This is a genomic window from Shinella sp. BE166 (assembly GCF_051201095.1).
Lineage (GTDB): Bacteria > Pseudomonadota > Alphaproteobacteria > Rhizobiales > Rhizobiaceae > Shinella > Shinella lacus.
The window spans coordinates 192,489-209,014 of sequence record NZ_JBPEHL010000003.1 but is presented as its reverse complement, the minus strand read 5'-3'; the positions used below and the strand labels follow the sequence as shown (position 1 = coordinate 209,014).

At 64.8% G+C, this 16,526-nt stretch carries 15 protein-coding genes; 7 read left to right on the top strand and 8 right to left on the bottom strand.

Annotated features, from left to right (window positions below; genetic code table 11):
* Positions 1 to 53 precede the first annotated feature (53 nt).
* A complete protein-coding gene (locus tag J2Y63_RS08395) occupies positions 54 to 1,679 on the top strand; it encodes an amidohydrolase (RefSeq protein WP_435265689.1) in 1,626 nt (541 codons plus the stop codon).
* A 75-nt stretch (positions 1,680 to 1,754) separates the two neighbouring features.
* Here the strand turns inward: J2Y63_RS08395 and J2Y63_RS08390 are convergent, their stop codons facing one another.
* From J2Y63_RS08390 to J2Y63_RS08380, 3 genes are all read right to left on the bottom strand, one after another.
* Complete coding sequence (locus tag J2Y63_RS08390; protein ID WP_435265688.1) at positions 1,755 to 2,222, bottom strand: MarR family winged helix-turn-helix transcriptional regulator; 468 nt, start codon at positions 2,220 to 2,222, stop codon at positions 1,755 to 1,757.
* A gap of 223 nt (positions 2,223 to 2,445) precedes the next feature.
* Positions 2,446 to 3,618, bottom strand: a complete 1,173-nt coding sequence (locus J2Y63_RS08385; RefSeq protein ID WP_435265687.1) for an aminotransferase — start codon at positions 3,616 to 3,618, stop codon at positions 2,446 to 2,448.
* Positions 3,619 to 3,649: 31 nt separating this feature from the next.
* Positions 3,650 to 4,669, bottom strand: a complete 1,020-nt coding sequence (locus J2Y63_RS08380; RefSeq protein ID WP_435265686.1) for a LysR substrate-binding domain-containing protein — start codon at positions 4,667 to 4,669, stop codon at positions 3,650 to 3,652.
* A 179-nt stretch (positions 4,670 to 4,848) separates the two neighbouring features.
* Here J2Y63_RS08380 and speB point away from each other — a divergent pair, with 179 nt between their 5' ends.
* The 6 genes from speB to J2Y63_RS08350 all read left to right on the top strand — a co-directional run bounded on the left by speB (position 4,849) and on the right by J2Y63_RS08350 (position 10,711).
* The gene (gene speB, locus J2Y63_RS08375) at positions 4,849 to 5,901 is read left to right on the top strand and encodes an agmatinase (protein WP_435265685.1); all 1,053 of its coding nucleotides are present in this window, start codon (positions 4,849 to 4,851) and stop codon (positions 5,899 to 5,901) included.
* Positions 5,902 to 6,072: 171 nt separating this feature from the next.
* On the top strand, positions 6,073 to 7,161 hold the full coding sequence (locus J2Y63_RS08370; RefSeq protein ID WP_305111061.1) for an ABC transporter substrate-binding protein: 1,089 nt from the start codon (positions 6,073 to 6,075) through the stop codon (positions 7,159 to 7,161).
* 79 nt (positions 7,162 to 7,240) lie between these two features.
* Positions 7,241 to 8,275, top strand: a complete 1,035-nt coding sequence (locus J2Y63_RS08365; protein WP_435265684.1) for an ABC transporter ATP-binding protein — start codon at positions 7,241 to 7,243, stop codon at positions 8,273 to 8,275.
* Entirely contained in the window at positions 8,272 to 9,126 is an 855-nt protein-coding gene (locus J2Y63_RS08360; protein ID WP_256116514.1) for an ABC transporter permease, read from the top strand. Before J2Y63_RS08365 ends, J2Y63_RS08360 begins: the two co-directional genes overlap by 4 nt.
* Complete coding sequence (locus tag J2Y63_RS08355) at positions 9,123 to 9,920, top strand: ABC transporter permease (protein ID WP_435265683.1); 798 nt, start codon at positions 9,123 to 9,125, stop codon at positions 9,918 to 9,920. Before J2Y63_RS08360 ends, J2Y63_RS08355 begins: the two co-directional genes overlap by 4 nt.
* Before the next feature lie 8 nt (positions 9,921 to 9,928).
* On the top strand, positions 9,929 to 10,711 hold the full coding sequence (locus tag J2Y63_RS08350; protein ID WP_435265682.1) for a carbon-nitrogen hydrolase family protein: 783 nt from the start codon (positions 9,929 to 9,931) through the stop codon (positions 10,709 to 10,711).
* Here the strand turns inward: J2Y63_RS08350 and J2Y63_RS08345 are convergent.
* The 5 genes from J2Y63_RS08345 to J2Y63_RS08325 form a co-directional block, all read right to left on the bottom strand.
* Positions 10,708 to 11,586, bottom strand: a complete 879-nt coding sequence (locus J2Y63_RS08345) for a DMT family transporter (protein WP_435265681.1) — start codon at positions 11,584 to 11,586, stop codon at positions 10,708 to 10,710. The two genes, J2Y63_RS08350 and J2Y63_RS08345, sit on opposite strands and share 4 nt — an antisense overlap.
* A 63-nt stretch (positions 11,587 to 11,649) precedes the next feature.
* Positions 11,650 to 12,522, bottom strand: coding sequence for an N-carbamoylputrescine amidase (gene aguB / locus J2Y63_RS08340; protein WP_435265680.1), 873 nt, complete (start codon positions 12,520 to 12,522; stop codon positions 11,650 to 11,652).
* 14 nt (positions 12,523 to 12,536) lie between these two features.
* A complete protein-coding gene (locus J2Y63_RS08335; RefSeq protein ID WP_435265679.1) occupies positions 12,537 to 14,207 on the bottom strand; it encodes an amidohydrolase in 1,671 nt (556 codons plus the stop codon).
* 21 nt (positions 14,208 to 14,228) lie between these two features.
* Complete coding sequence (locus J2Y63_RS08330; RefSeq protein ID WP_435265678.1) at positions 14,229 to 15,410, bottom strand: serine hydrolase domain-containing protein; 1,182 nt, start codon at positions 15,408 to 15,410, stop codon at positions 14,229 to 14,231.
* A gap of 78 nt (positions 15,411 to 15,488) precedes the next feature.
* The gene (locus tag J2Y63_RS08325; RefSeq protein WP_435265677.1) at positions 15,489 to 16,523 is read right to left on the bottom strand and encodes an extracellular solute-binding protein; all 1,035 of its coding nucleotides are present in this window, start codon (positions 16,521 to 16,523) and stop codon (positions 15,489 to 15,491) included.
* Between the last annotated feature and the right edge of the window lie 3 nt (positions 16,524 to 16,526).

Sequence of the window (16,526 nt, the reverse complement as noted above, 5' to 3'; positions counted from 1 at the left end):
CTTGTCAAACATAGCCTGAGGCCGCTCGTTCGGCGCTTTGGAGGGAGCATTGTATGGCAGTCCGAATTGAAGCCGATCTCATCCTGCACAATGGCCGCATCTGGCGCGGCCGCGAGGAGGGCATCAGCGCGGCTGTTGCCGTGTGGCAGGGCAAGGTGCTGGCCACCGGCAGCGATGCCGACATCCTGGCGCTCCGGGGACCCGCCACGGAGGTCGTCGATCTCGAAGGCCGTTTTGCCAGCCCCGGCCTCATCGACAACCACCTGCACCTGATTGCGACCGGCATCGCCATGGGCTTCGTCGACGCCACGCCCGCGGCCGCGCCGACGCTCGCCACGCTGATGGCAGCGATCGCTGAGCGTGCGGCGGCGACCCCGAAGGGCGGCTGGGTCTGCGCCCGCGGCTACGACCAGGTCAAGCTCGACACCGGCCGCCATCCGACGCGCGAGGATCTCGACCGTGCCGCCCCCGATCACCCGGTCTATTTGACGCGGGCCTGCGGCCATATCTCGATCGCCAATTCCCGTGCGCTGGTGCTTGCCGGCGTCGACGAGGCGACACCTGTGCCCGATAGTGGCGTGATCGGCGTCACCGATGGTCGGCTGAACGGTTTTCTTGCGGAAAACGCCCAGAACCTCATCAAGGCCGCCATGCCGCCGGCGACGACCGAGGAGCTCATCGACGGCATCGAGCGCGCAGGGCGCCATCTCCTGTCCTTCGGCATCACCAGCTGCATGGATGCGGCGGTCGGCCATGTCGCGGGCTTCGCCGAAATCCAGGCCTACGAGATGGCGAAACTTTCCGGCCGCCTGTCGGTGCGCGTCTGGCTGACGCTGCTCGGCGATCCCGGCGTCTCCATCGTCGAGGATGCCTGGCGGGCCGGGCTGCTTTCCGGGGCCGGCGACGATATGCTGCGCGTCGGCGGGGTCAAGATTTTCCTCGATGGTTCGGCGGGCGGACGCACCGCCTGGATGACGAAACCCTACGAAGGCGAACCGGATAATATCGGCGTGCAGATGCTGCCGGATGAGACAGTCGAGGCGGTGGTCAGGGATTGCCATGACCGCGGCTACCAGATGGTCTGCCACGCCATCGGCGACGGCGCGATCGAGCAGCTCATCACGGCCTATGAAAAGGCGCTTGCCGCCAATCCCGATCCCGACCGCCGCCACCGCGTCGAGCATTGCGGCTTTTCCACGCCGGAGCAGAACGCGCGCATGCAAACCGCCGGCATCCTGCCCGCGCCGCAGATGGCCTTCATCCATGATTTCGGCGACAGCTACATTTCCGTGCTCGGGGAAGCGCGCGGCAAGCCGTCCTACCCGATCGGCACGTGGATGCGCATGGGCCTGAAACCCTCCACAGGCTCGGATTCGCCGGTCTGCTCGCCCAATCCCTTCCCGAACCTGCACGCCATGATGACGCGCCAGACCGGCAAGGGCACGGTGATGGAGGCATCCGAACGGCTGAGCCCGGAAGAGGCCCTTCAGGCCTATACAGAATACGGCGCCTGGTCACAGAAGGCCGAGGTGGTGAAGGGGCGGCTGGTGCCCGGCCAATGGGCCGACATCGCGGTCTTCGACAACGATCTCCTGACTGCCGAGCCCGAGACCATCCTGTCGGGCACACGCTGCCTGCTGACCCTGCTTGCAGGCCGTGTCGTGCATGATGCGCGTTAGAGGCCTGCAAACCTGAATCGCAGGCGACGCTCACCCACACCTATTGGCGTGACTGATTAACCCAACCGGGGTACGTCACCCGATCAACCGCGAGAGCAGCGTCAGGAACTGTTCGCGGGCGCGCAGGCTGCCGAGCCGTTCGAGGCAGTCGGCCTCGAAGTCCGCCTCGGCGCGCCGGGCGTCCGCCAGCAGGTGTTGGCCGGCGGGGGTGAGGTAGAGCGCGTAGGAGCGCCGGTCGTTCGGGGCGCTGCGCCGCTCCGTGAGGCAGCGGCTTTCGAGGTCGTTCATCAGCGCCACGAAATTCGCCCGCTGGATGCCGAGCGCCGTCGCAATCTCCGATTGTTTGCGTCCCGGCCGTTCGGCGATCAGCGCCAGCACGCAGAATTCGGCGGGGCGCAAATCGACCCGGGAGAAATGGTGGAGGAAGCGGTGGACGAACTGCCCGTGCGCGCGCCTTAACTGGTGGACGACGCTTTGCGCGACGGCGGAGGCTTCAAGCACGTCTGCAATGCTGGACTCGTAAGTTTGGCTTATCTTTTCCATGGCTTGGCCATCTTTCTCCCACCCGGCGGCGTTTCCGGCTTACGGCCTGCCATAGAGCATAGGAGCAAGTTTTCCACGCGCAAGATGCGGGATTGATGATTGCAGGAATTTTCTACGCGCAATCAGGAGGCGAGAAATCATTTTGCTGAATTTCGCCCATTGGTCGATGTCCCGAGCCTGCGGTGGGGCATCTTTGCTCAACCCAGGGATAGGTTTGGTGTCCTCAGTCGAGTGCGAATCGGTTGAGGCGATCCTTCAGCAGCGCGATCGTCTCGACGTCTGCATTGGCGAAGGCGAAGCGCAGGTAGCCTTCCTGCCGGGCGCCAAAGTAGCTGCCGGGGAGGCAGAGGATGCCCGCCTCCTTGGCAAGCTTCTCCGCCACGCGGGCGGAGGGCGCGGCGCCGAACGGATGGCCGATGAAGGCGAAATAGGCGCCGACCGCGCCGACGCGCCAGGACGGCACGCCCGCCATCGTCGAAAGAAGCCCCTCGACCCGCCGGGCGATCTCGCGGCGGTTTTCCTCGCGCCAGTCGGCCAGAAGCGGCAGCGCGGTGGCGACAGCGGCCTGGGCGGAGCGGGGCGGGCAGATCTGCAGGTTGTCCATGATCTTCGCCACCTGCGTGACGACATCGATGCCGGCGGTGATCGCGCCCAGGCGATGGCCGGGAATGCAGAAGGATTTGGAGAAGCTGTAGAGGCTGATCAGCGTGTTCTCCCAGCCTGCGCGGCTGAACAGGTCGTGCGGCCGGCCGGCACCCGCCGGCAGGAAGTCGCGGTAGGTCTCGTCGAGGATGAGCCAGACGCCGCGCGCGGCGCAGAGATCGTAGATGGCAGCAAGCAGCGCGGGCGGATAGACTGCACCGGTCGGGTTGTTCGGCGAGACGAGGGCGACGGCGCGCACATCCGGGGTGATGGCTGCGGCGAGGGCATCGACATCCGGCAGGAAACCGTTTGCCGGATCACAGGCGGCGAACCGGGTTTTGATGCCCAGCATGGCGAGCGTGGTTTCCTGGTTGAAATAGTAGGGATCGGTCATCAGCACGGCATCGCCGGCACCGGCGATCGCCATGGCGGCGCAGATGAAGGCCTGGTTGCAGCCGGCCGTCACATGGATATTGCCGGCCGAAAGGGCGACGCCGTACGTCTCGGTGACATGGTTGGCATATGCCTTGCGCAGGCTATCCTCGCCCTCGATCGGCCCGTAGCCGGTATAGGCGCGCGAGGCGGCGTTTTCGCCGAGCAGGCGCAGCATGTCGGGATGCGGCGGATAACCGGGCACGGCCTGCGACAGGTCGATCATCGGGCCGCTGCGGCCGTCATAGGCATCGCCCCAGGCGAAGACAGAAGGGATCGGCGGCGGGGCGAGGGATTCGACGAGCGGGTTGAAGCGAGGCATGGTCATGTCCGTAAAATCGGGGTCGTGAAGATCAGGCGCGGGTCTTGCGCTGGGTGGGAGTGGTCCGGCGCTTGGCCGGGGTCGGGGTCGCAATCGGGCGAAGGTTTTCCGCCGCGCGGCCGCTGCGCCCGCGCAGGATCATGCGGGCGGAGGTCTGCGGCTCGGGCATGCTTTCCTCCAGCGAGGCGAAGAACCAGTCGATAAACACCTTGACGATCGGCGTCTGGCGCACCGCCTGCCGGCAGGCGACGTAGAAGGCGTCGTAAGCCGGCACCGTGAGGTCGAAGGGCACGACCAGCTCGCCGCGAGCGATCAGGTTGCTGGCGGTGATGGTGTCGCCGAGCGCGATGCCCTGGCCGTGCAGGGCGGCCTCGGTGGAAAGGCGCGCATCGCTCATGAAATGCTGGCGGCCGCGCACCACGTCCACGGCATCGGCGGCGGAAAGCCAGGTGTTCCATTCGCGCCCGTCGTCGCCGTGAAACAGCGTGTGGTCCGAGAGGTCGCGCAGCGACCGCAGCGGCCGGCTGTTCAGCAGCGTCGGGCTGGCGATGGGGAAGAGCTGCAGCTTCGACCACAGCCGCGTCCAGCAGTCCGGCCAGTTGCCGTCGCCGTAGAGCAGGCAGACATCCGTGTCGAGCGAGCGCAGGTGGTCGGGATCGTTGGAGGCAATGAGCGTGACGCGCACGCCCGGAAACTGGTCGGTGAAGGCGTTGAGGCGCGGGATCAGCCAGAGCGACAGGAGCGCCGGCACGCAGGTGATGGTGATGTCGCCGCTGGTCTCCGGCTGTTTCATCAGCGCGGTCGCCGCCGCGATCTCGCCAAACGCATTGGTGACGGCCGGCAGCAGCAGCGCGCCCTGCGGCGTCAGCTTCAGTCGCTTGCCGCCGCGCTCGAACAGCACGGTGCCGAGCGATTCCTCCAGCGCGCGGATCTGGTGGCTGACAGCGCCATGGGTCACGTTCAACTCCCGCGCGGCGGCCGAAACGGCACCCCGGCGGGCGGTTGCCTCGAAGGCGCGCAGCGGGTTAAGAGGTGGCAGGCGCGAGGCCATTGGGAAACCTGATCTGTGAGTTTTTCTCACATCAAACGCTATAACAATATCAATTGATTTTCCAGACGTTTTATTACGATACTGTGAAGAACGAGGGCAAAGCCCCGGGGGAACATAGTTTGGACGCTTCTTGCACCGGCCCCCGGTCTGCCCGCATTTCTGATGGTGAGGTAGCGACGATGGACGGCAAAAAGCTCGACGAACTCAAGGCAAAATATGGTGCAAGCCACGGCGGCGAACTGTTCGACCCCGCCTTCCGCAAGGTCGCCGACAAGATCTTCACCAAGAATGGCACGCGCCTTGCGCCCTTTGCCGGCGTGCCGACCTTCCTCTCCGCCCCTTACATGCCGGTCGATGCCAACGAGCCGGATTTCGGCAACCTTCAGGTCGCCATCACCGGCGTGCCGATGGACCTCGGCGTCACCAACCGTCCGGGCTCGCGCTTCGGACCGCGCGCCATGCGCACCATCGAGCGCATCGGCCCTTACAACCATGTGCTCGACTGCGCGCCGGTGCAGGACCTGCGCGTTGCCGATATCGGCGATGTGCCGTTCCAGAGCCGCTACCGGCTGGAACTCAGCCATGACGACATCGAGAAGCGCTTCAACCAGATCGTCGATGCCGGCGTGATCCCGCTTGCCGTCGGCGGCGACCATTCGATCACGCACCCGATCATGAAGGCGGTCGGCAAGAAGCAGCCGGTCGGCATGATCCATATCGACGCCCATTGCGACACCGGCGGCTCCTTCGACGGCACGAAGTTCCACCACGGCGGCCCGTTCCGCAATGCAGTGCTCGACGGCGTGCTCGACCCAACCCGCACCATCCAGATCGGCATTCGCGGTTCGTCGGAATATCTCTGGGAGTTCTCCTACGAGTCCGGCATGACGGTCATCCATGCCGAAGAAGTGAACGGCCTCGGCATCCCGGCCATCATCGAGAAGGCGAAGGCCATCGTCGGCGACGGCCCGACCTATCTTTCCTTCGACGTCGACAGCCTCGACCCGAGCTTTGCGCCGGGCACAGGCACGCCGGAAATCGGCGGGCTGACGACGCGCGAGGTGCTGGAACTGATCCGCGGCCTCAAGGGCGTCAACCTCGTCGGTGGCGACGTGGTGGAGGTCGCCCCGCAATATGACGCGACCACGAATACCGCCCAGGCGGGCGCGCAGGTGCTCTTCGAAATTCTGAGCCTGATGGTATTCAGCCCTTCCGTGGCGCGGACCGCCTGACACGAGCAATTCCAGCAAAAGTGCGAAGCGGTTTTGCGTCCGGTATTGCGTAAAAACAGGAAAACAGACCATTTTCGCGATTCGGAGAAGCGCGGAAATGTTCTAGAATAGCAACAATGGGAACGCGCCCGGCGGGAAGCAACCCGCCGGCCTAACAGGAGAAAGACGACTATGCGTGACATCCTCAAGACCAATGTCAGCCGCCGCGCCGTGCTCGGCGCCGGCGTCGCCGGTGCATCGCTGCTCGCCATGCCGGCGGTGCTGCGTGCGCAGGACAAGTCGCTGAAGGTTGGCGTCTACGGCGGTTACTTCAAGGATTCCTTCGACAAGAACATCTTTGCCGATTTCACCAAGGAAACCGGCATCGCCGTGGAATCCGTCGCCGAGCCGACGGGCGAAGCCTGGCTCGTGCAGCTGGAACAGGCCGCCAAGGCCGGCCAGGCGCCCGCCGACGTATCGATGATGTCGCAGGTCGCCATGCTGAAGGGCCAGACCACCGAGCTCTGGGCGCCGCTCGACACGGCGAAAATCCCGAACGCCACCAACCTCATCGACCATTTCGTCAACAAATATCCGGATGGCCGCGTCGCCGGCATCGGAGCCGTCGCCTGGTACATCACGCTCGTCACCAACACGGATGTCTTCAAGGAAGCGCCGACCTCCTGGAACGCGCTGTGGGATCCGGCCAATGCCGACAAGCTGGGCCTGCTGGCACTCGTCTCCAACTCCTTCCTGCTGGAAGTGACGGCGAAGACCCACTTCGGCGGCACCAACGCGCTGGACACCGAGGAAGGCCTCCTCAAGGCTTTCGAAAAGCTCGCCGAAGTGAAGCCGAACGTGCGCCTGTGGTATCGCGACGAGGCGCAGTTCGAGCAGTCGCTGAAGTCGGGCGAAATCCCGATGGGCCAGTATTACCACGACGTGACGGGCCTTGCCGCTGCTGACGGCCAGCCGGTGCGCTCCACCTTCCCGAAGGAAGGCGGCATCATGGATTCCGGCTGCTGGGCGCTGTCGCGCGCCTCGGAAAAGGTCGAGGAAGCCCACACCTTCATCAACTACATGAGCCAGCCGAAGATCCAGGCGATCCTGTCGCGCAAGGTCGGCACGGCGCCGACGGTCAAGCGCGATCTCATCGATCTGACGGCCGAGGAATTCGCCGCCGTGTCGTCCGATATCGAGCCGATCATTCCGCGCTACGACCTCTACACCACCAAGGCCGACTGGCTGAACCAGAAGTGGACGGAAATGATCGCAGGCTGAGGCCTGTTCATCCCGAAGACAACCGGCCGGCTGAAAAGCCGGCCGGTCAAGAAACCAGAAAACGCCGCGCGGGGAACCCATGTCCGGACTGACTCTTCAGAATATCGTCAAGCAGTTCGGCCAGTTTACGGCCGTCAAGAATGTCGAACTGACCGTGCCGCACGGCACCTTCGTCTGCCTGCTTGGCCCCTCCGGCTGCGGCAAGACCACGCTGATGCGCATGGTGGCCGGCCTCGACCTGCCGACGAGCGGGGCGATCCAGCTCGACGGCAAGGACATCACCAATGTGCCGACGCACAAGCGCGATCTCGGCATGGTCTTCCAGTCGCTGGCGCTCTTCCCGCACCTGACGGTCGGCGAGAACATCGCCTATTCGCTGCGCATCCGCGGCATCGGCAAGGAGGAGCAGAAGAAGCGCGTCGACGAGCTTCTCTCGATGATCCACCTCACCGGCTATGCCGACCGCCCGGTCGCCAAGCTTTCCGGCGGCCAGCGCCAGCGCGTTGCGATTGCCCGCGCGCTTGCCATCTCGCCAAAACTCTTCCTGCTCGACGAACCGCTCTCCGCCCTTGACGCCAAGCTGCGTGAAGCGATGCAGGTCGAGCTTCGCCAACTCCAGCAGCGCCTCGGCATCACCACCATCGTCGTCACCCATGACCAGCGCGAGGCGATGACCATGGCCGATACGGTCGTTGTGATGAACAGCGGCGAAATCCGCCAGGCCGCTGCCCCGGTCGAGATCTACCGCCGCCCGGCCGATACCTTCGTCGCCGATTTCATCGGCATGACCAACCTCATCGATTTTTCCGCCGACAGCACCGGCGCCCACGTTCTCGGCACGCCGGTCACAGGCCTCGCCATTCCCGCCGGCCTCAAGTCCGGCGTGCTCTCGGTGCGCCCGGAAGACGTGCACCTGACGGCGCCCGGCAACGGCGCGATCTCCGGCACCGTCACTTTCGTGCGCGATCTCGGCGGCACGATCGAGACCTTCGTGGCGGCCGGCGGCAAGCAGGTCGTCGCCGTCTCCATGCCGAATGCGCGGCCTGACGTCACCGTTGGCCAGGCTGTCGGCATCCAGCTCAACCCGGCCGATTGCGTGGTACTCAAGTCATGAGACGAGAGCCCCCACAAAAACTCACGGACTATGGCCCGCTGTTCTTTCCCGCGGGCATGCTGATCGTCTTCTTCGTCGTGCCCTTCGCGACGATGATCGCCGTCTCCTTCTTCCGGCGCGATCCGTCCGGCTTCTACACGCCGGATTTCGTCTTCGACAATTATGCCCGCTTCCTCAGCCTGTTCTTCGGCAAGGTGCTCGGCTTCTCGCTGTTCCTCGCGGTCATGGTCGCGATCTGCTGCGTCGTGCTCGCCGTGCCCTTCACCTATCTTCTCTCGCGCGCCAAGCGCAGGACGCAGGTGCTCTGGCTGGTGGCGCTGCTCTCCATCCTGTCGCTCTCCGAGGTCATCATCGGTTTCGCCTGGTCGACGCTCTTCTCGCGTACCGCGGGCATCACCAATCTCCTCGTGATGCTCGGCGTCATGGAGCAGGCGGTGGCGCTCAACCCGAGTTTCAGCGCGGTGCTGACCGCTATGGTCTACCAGGCGCTGCCTTACACGGTGCTCGTGCTCTATCCCGCTCTGGTGCGGCTCGACCCGACGCTCACGGAAGCCGCGCGAACGCTTGGCGCCTCGCCGATCAAGTCCTTCTTCACCGTCGTCGTGCCGGCGCTGCGCAACACCATCGTGGCGACGCTGATCATGGTCTTCATCTTCGCGCTCGGTTCCTACCTGCTGCCGCAGATCCTCGGCCGGCCGCAGCACTGGACGCTCTCGGTGCTCATCACCGACCAGGCGATCTACCAGTCCAACATGCCGTTCGCCGCCGCCATGGCCGTGTTCCTCGTGCTCGTCACGCTCGGCCTCGTCGCGCTCACGGTCTATGCCGGCCGCAAGGGAGAAGCCGCATGAACGCGTTTCTGCAAAAGGCCTATTTCGGCCTGATCGGCCTCTTCCTGTCGCTGCCGCTCATCGTGGTGGCCGGCGTCTCGGTCAATGAAAAGCAGGATCTCGCCTTCCCGCCGAAAGGCTTTTCGCTGAGCTGGTACGCCGAGATCTTCACCAATGTCGAATGGCGAAACGCGCTCTTCGCCTCGATCACGCTCGCGGCGCTGTCGGCCGCCGTGGCGCTGCTCATCGCGCTGCCGCTCGCCTGGTTTCTCTGGCGGCGCCATGCGCCCTGGGCGAACATCTTCCAGTTGCTCGGCGTCGCACCCTTCACGTTGCCGCCGGTCATCACGGCGCTCGGCCTGTTGACCTTCTGGGCGGCGACTGGCTTCTACGGCCAGCCCGCGACTGCCGTCATCAGCCACGCGATCTTCTTCGTGACGCTGCCGCTGGTGACGCTGTCGCTCGGCTTCTCCTCGATCGACCGCTCGCTGGTGGAAGCGGCCGCGACCATGGGCGCCGACGATCGCACGATTTTCCGCACCGTTGTCCTGCCGCTGATCCTGCCCTACCTCATCTCCGGTTATGCGTTCGCCTTCGTGCTGTCGCTCAACGAATACATCGTCGCCTACATGACGATCGGTTTCACCATGGAGACGCTGCCGATCAAGATCTTCAACGCGTTGCGCTACGGCTATACGCCGACGATGGCCTCGGTGACGATCCTCTTCGTCGCGATCGCCGCCACCATCTTCGGCCTCGTCGCGCGCTTCGGGGATCTGCCGAAACTGCTCGGCGCGATGTCGACAAAGGACTAGGAGCAACCATGCGCATTGCCGCCCTTCAGATGCATGCGATCGCCGGCGATGGCGACGGCAATCTCCAGCGCATCGCGGCTGCCGCCGCCGATGCGGCGGCGGGCGGCGCCAAGCTGCTGATCGTGCCGGAACTCGCCGTCACCGGTTACGGCGCGGGGGAGGCGGCCTTTGCCGGCCTCGCTTCGCCCGCCACCGGCGATGTGGCGGAGCGCCTCGGCACGATTGCGCGCGAGAGCGGGCTTGCCATCGTCGCCGGTTTTGCCGAGCAGGACGGCCGCGATACCTTCAACAGCGCGCTCTTTACCGACGGCATCGGCACCAATGCCGTCTACCGCAAGTCCCACCTCTACGGCGACTATGAGCGCAACGCCTTCCGGCCCGGCGTTCCCGCCTCCGTCATGGTGGAACTGGGCGGCATCCGGCTCGGCATGCTGATCTGCTACGACGTGGAGTTTCCGGAAAACGTGCGTCGGCTGGCGCTCGCCGGCGCGGATCTGGTCGTGGTGCCGACGGCGCTGCCGAAGGGCTCCTCCGGCACCTTCATCGCCAACCACATGATCCAGGTGCGCGCCTTCGAAAACCAGGTCTTCGTCGCCTACATCAACCATTGCGGCGCTGACGACCATTTCACCTATGCCGGCCTCTCGCGCATCGCCGCACCCGACGGCAAACTGCTCGCCGAAGCATCGGCCGAGGGCGAAACGCTGCTGTTCGCCGAAATCCGCCCGGAGGACTACGCGAAGTCGCGGGCGGAAAACACCTATTTGGTGGATCTCGGCCGCCCGGCCTAAAGGCTGATCAGCGCCGTTCCAAGGACGGCGAGCGCAGCACCAGCCCAGGCGCGTGGAGCGGGCACGATGCCGGTGCGCGCCCACACCATCGGCAGGATAACGACCGGCGTCATCGACGAGAGCGTCGAGACGATGCCGATCGTGCCATGCGCCAGCGCCGCCATCAGCAGCGACATGCCGAGCCCGACGCCGAAGAAGGCGGAGCCGACGGCAAACCCGAGCGCACGCCTTTCGATGCGGGTCGCGGGTTTCAACGCGGGCAGGGGCACGAGCATCAAGAGCAGGAAGAACAGCGCCGCAATGCCGGAGCGCACGGCCATCGCCGTGAACGGCTCCACGCCGCTCGCCATGGCCGGGCGCGCAGCAAGGCTTCCGAGCGCCTGGCCGAGCGCGGTCACGACGCCGAGCGCGATGCCGAGCCATGGCGTTTTCTCGCCACCCTTGGCTTTGGAGCCGCCGCGCGCGCCGATCGCCAGCACGATGCCGCAGAGCACGCACACGATGCCGATACCCTGCTGGAGATCGAGCGTTTCGCCGAGGAAGACATAACCGAGGCCGACCGCGAAGGGGGCCGTGAGCGAGAACAGCAGCGCGGTCGTGCGCGGGCCGGCGGCATAGATCGCCGCAAAATAGGTGGTGCTGGCGATGATGATGCCGAACAGGCTGGAGGCGGCGAGGAAGCCGAGCTGCCAGGCTTCCACCGTGCGCCAGCCGCCGACGACGAGCGATGCCGCCGCCGTCATCAGGAAGGCGGCGCCCATCTGCAGGCGGGCGAGGTCGAGGAGGGCCAGGCGGCCGCGCAACTCGCCGACGAGCATGCCGCTCAGCGCAATGCAGACGGCGGCCGACAGGGCAAGGATTTCAGCGATGTACATGGAAAGGCCGGATGATTGATCGTCCGGCCTATCGCATAGTTTCCGGGCTTCGGATAGGGCTTTTCAGAGCCGCCCGTCCAGCGTGCCGACACGGCCGTAGAGATCCGGCCGCCTGTCGCGGAAAAGGCCCCAGCCCCAGCGCTGCTTCTCGATGGCGTCGAGATCGAAGCTGGCGACCAGCACGCCCTCGTTCTCGCGGTCCGCTTCCACCACCTTCGCGCCGGTATGGTCGGCGATGAAGGAGGAGCCGTAGAAGGTCATCGACGTGTTGTTGCGGCCTTCTTCGGTGCCGATGCGGTTGGAGGCGATGAGCGGCACCATGTTGGCGCCCGCATGGCCCTGCATGACGCGCTGCCAGTGCCCGGCGCTGTCGATGGTCGGGTCCTGCGGCTCCGTTCCGATCGCGGTCGGGTAGAGCAGGATTTCCGCGCCCATCAGCGCCATGCTGCGCGCCGCCTCCGGGAACCACTGGTCCCAGCAGATGCCGCAGCCGATCGTGCCGAAACGGGTCTTCCAGACCTTGAAGCCTGTGTCGCCCGGCGAGAAGTAGAATTTCTCCATATAACCCGGTCCGTCCGGAACGTGGCTCTTGCGGTAGTTGCCGAGCACCGTGCCGTCCGCATCGACGATGGCGAGCGAGTTGAAGAACGCCCGCTCGGCCTTTTCGAAATAGCTGACCGGCAGCACGACACCGAGTTCGGCGGCGAGCTTCGCGAAATGGCCGATCAGCGGGTTGCCCTCGAACGGTTTTGCCAGGTCATAGAAACCGGCATATTGGTCCTGGCAGAAATAGGGCGTCTCGAACAGTTCCTGGATCAGGATGATGTTCGCGCCCTGCCGGGCGGCTTCGCGCACCAGCCGTTCGGCGGTGGCGATGTTCTGATCGATGCCCCAGGTGCAGGCCATCTGGGTAGCGGCAAGCGTTACGGTTCTCATGGCAAACCTCCCGGTCAGGCCTGGTAGGTGATGCGGCCGTCGCAAATCGTCGTGACGGGGCGGATCGCCGCGAGGTTTGCATGTTCGGCGGCTTCCACATTGCCGGAGAGCACGACGATATCGGCGAGATAGCCGGGCTTCAGCACGCCCTTGCGGTCTTCCATGAACTCCACCCAGGCGCCGTTCTTCGTATAGGCGGCGAGCGTTTCGTTGAGCGAAAGCCGCTCGTCCTTCATGCCGTCCTTCCAGACCTCGCGCGACATGGCGCATTGGATGCAGTTCATCGGATCGAGCGGCGAAACCGGCCAATCGGTGGCAAAGACGATCTCCGCCCCGGCATCGACCAGCGTGCGCCAGGCGAAGGCGTAGGGCCAGCGCTCTTCACCGATGTAGGAAAGGTAGGGTTCGAGAGGCAAGCCGGCGCTGCCCGGCGGATGGGTCGGCTGCATGGAGGCGACGGTGCCGAGTTCCTTGAAGCGCGGAATGTCGTCGGGATGCACGACCTCGATATGCTCGATGCGGTTGCGACTGTCACGCTTGCCGTTCGCCTTGATCGCCGCCTCGTAGCCGTTCAGCACCATGCGCACCGCGCCGTCGCCGATGGCATGCACCGCGACCGGCAGGCCGAGCTTGTCGGAGGCGATCGCGACGTCGTTGAAATGCTCCTGCAAGAACAGCGGATCGCCCTTCAGGCCCGGCTGGTGGGCATAGTCCTCGACGAAGACCGCCGTTCCCGATTCCGTCACGCCGTCCATGAAGAGCTTGACGAAGTCGCAACGCAGACGATCGGAATTGAAACGCTCGCGCCAGGCGGCGGCCTTGGTTTCGAGGTCCGACAGCGGCATGAAGTTCTTCATGTGGAAGGGCATGCGCACGCGTACCGGAAGCCCGACCGTGCGCTCGATCTCGTCCAGCATTTCGAGCTGATAGAGGCTGCCGTCCATGTTCTGCAGCGAGGTGATGCCGAGCGAGGCGACATAGGCGAGGCCCTGCTTGATGATCGCGATGTCGCCGGCGCGTTCTTCCGCCGTCACATGTTCCGGATCGCCGCCGGTGCCGACGCCGAGCATTTCACGCCCGCCGGTCTCGCCGAGGGCGGAAACCGGGCGGATGGCGTTGCTTTCGCGCAGTTCGCCGTTGGCAAGGCCGTCGTCGCCCATGACGATCTCGTTGCCGACGCCCACGTCGCGGCCTTCCAGGATGCCGCCCATCTTGAGGGCGAGCGTGTTCGCCCAGGCGGTGTGGTGGTCGGGCGCGAAGATGAGGAGCGCGCGGTCCGACAGGATGCGGTCGAGGTGATGGCGCGTCACGCGCTCGTCGTCGGAGAGGATCGTGTAGTCGGCCTGCTGGGCGACCAGCAGCTGGCGCTCCGGATACTCGGCGGCATAGGCCTTGACCGCGGCTTCCAGCGCTTCAAAACCCTTGACGCCGGAGAGCGACAGTTCGCTGAGTTCGGCGGAGCCGCCGAAAATATGCATATGCGCTTCGTTGAAGCCCGGCAGGACCGTGCCGCCCTTGGCGTCGATCACATGAGTGTCGGGGCCGGAAAAAGCATCGATCTCGGCTTCGGAACCGACGGCCAGGATGCGGTTGCCGGCAACGGCGATCGCGACTGCCCGCGGGTTCGCCTCGTCCATCGTCAGCACCCGCGCGTTGCGGATGATAAAGCTCGCTTCGGTCTGCATGGCGTGTTTCCTCGATGTTTTTCAGATTGCCCGGCGGCTGAGCGCCCGGAGGAACGTGAACAGGTCCTGGTTCTCCTCGTCGCCCAGCGGTTCGGGGTGGGAGGAGAGCTTGACGATGACCGTTTCGGTGCTGGGATCGACATAGAGCCACTGGCCGTGGATGCCGATGGCGCAAAAGGCCTGGTCGGCCTCGCCGGATTGATACCACTGGCTGCGGTACCGCCCGTTCGGCAGGTCAACATTGCGGCCCTGCTGCCAGGCCTCCTTGTCGCCATTCTCCTGCATGTCGCGGATCCAGGCTTCCGGCACGATCTGCTTGCCATCGCGCGCGCCGCCGTTGCGCAGCAACTCGCCAAGACGCGCGAGGTCGCGCGCCGTCATGGAGACGCCGCCGGCGGTGCGTGGCGTGCCGATCGCATCCACGCTGATATCGGCATTGCCCTTGGCGCCCATCGGCTTCCACAGCAGTTCGGAGGTGAGGTCGGCGAAGCGCGCGCCTGTTGCGCGCTCGATGACGACGCCTAGCAGGTCGGCGTTCGGTGAGGCGTAGTAGAACGGCCCGCCATGCGGCCGCTCCGCCTTCTGCAAGGAGACGAGGAAGGAGGCGAGCGTCTCGGGTTGAATATTCGGCTCCGGCGGGTTCCAGAGCATGGCGCGGCGATAGCGCGCGAAGGCGCCGTGCGGGTCGAGATAGGCTTCCTCGAAGTCGAGGCTGACGCGCATGTCGAGCACGTCGCGATAGGTGCAGTCGCCATAGACGCCGCCCTTCGCTTCGGGAAGATAGTCTGTCACTGGCCGGTCGGGATCGATGAGGCCCTGGGCTTCGAGGATACCGGAAACGACCGCCGTCAGCGACTTCGAGATGGAGAAGACGAGATGCGGCGCATTGGGATCTGCATGCGGCGCGTAATATTCCGCGACGACCTCGCCCCGGCGCATCATGACGAAGGCGTCGGTATGGGCGAAGTCGAGGAAGGCGCGCGCGCTTGCGGCGCCCGCAAGGCCGGATTCCATCGCCGCGTCGAGGAAGGCATCGCTGTGAAGCGGCACTTCCGCCGTGGCGGCTTCCGCGGCGATCACCGCCGTCGGCACGAAATCGCGGACATTCTGAAAGGTCCAGCGGCTATAGGGGGCAGTGCGCCAATTGGCGAGGGTGACATCGGCACGGGCAAAGCCGTGCTGGTCCTTGAACGTCTTGATCATGACATATCCAGCCGAAGCGCGGGAAGGCGATGTGCCTTCCCGCGTAGGGCAGTCCTCATTTGTTTCGGCCGGGGCCGCTTACTTCTGCAGTTCGGTCCAGAGCTTGGTGTAGAGCTCCTGCACTTCCGGCGCGCAGGCGAGGTTGAACTTGCCGGCGGCCTTCAGTTCGGCCGGAATGTTGATTTCCGGCGCATCCTTCATGTCTGCGGGCATGAAGGGCTCCGAGCCCTTGATGCCGTTGGCGTAGCGCGCGAAGGTCGAGATCATCGCCGCATTTTCCGGATCCATGATGAAATTCAGGAAAAGCTTGGCGTTATCGACGTTCTTGGCATCCTTGAGGATCGCGGCATTGTCCATCCAGACCGGATAGCCTTCCTTCGGATAGCCGTAGACGACGTCCGGATTCTGCAGACGGGCGCGGAACGATGCGCCGTTCCAGTTCACGCCGGCGGCAAGGTCGACCTTCGAATATTTCTCGATATTGCCGTAGTCCATCGAGATCCACTTCGGCTTGGCGGCCGTGAGGATGTCGCGCGCCTTCTTGAGAACCGTCAGGTCGCCGGTGCAGGGCTCACCGCCCGCATAGGTCACGACCATGTGCATGACGTCGGACATTTCCGGCACGACATTCACCTTGCCGACGAGTTCGGCCGGCGGATCGAGGAAGATGGCGGATGTGTTGATGTCGCCCTTGTAGATCGACTTGTTGACGGTCACGCCCGTGGTGCCCCACAGCCACGGAACCGTATAGTGGCGACCCGTGTCGAACGGCACGTCAACCCACTGCGGATCGACGTTCTTGAAGTTCTCCATCTGGTCGGGGCGCGATTCGAGCAGCAGGCCTTCCGAAATCCAGATCGGTACGACGCTTGCCGACGGCACGACGATGTCGAAGCCGTGGCCGCCCTGGCGGATCTTGGCAAGCGCGGTATCGTTCGAGTCGTAGTCGGTGACCGTCACCTTGACCTTGTAGGCCTCTTCGAACTTCTTGATCATTTCGGGGCTGGTATAGTTGCCCCAGTTGAAGATGTTGAGTTCACCCTCGGCATGCGCGATGGCGGTGGAGGCCATCATGCCGGCCGCGAGTGCGATCAATCCCAGTTTCATTTTCATTGG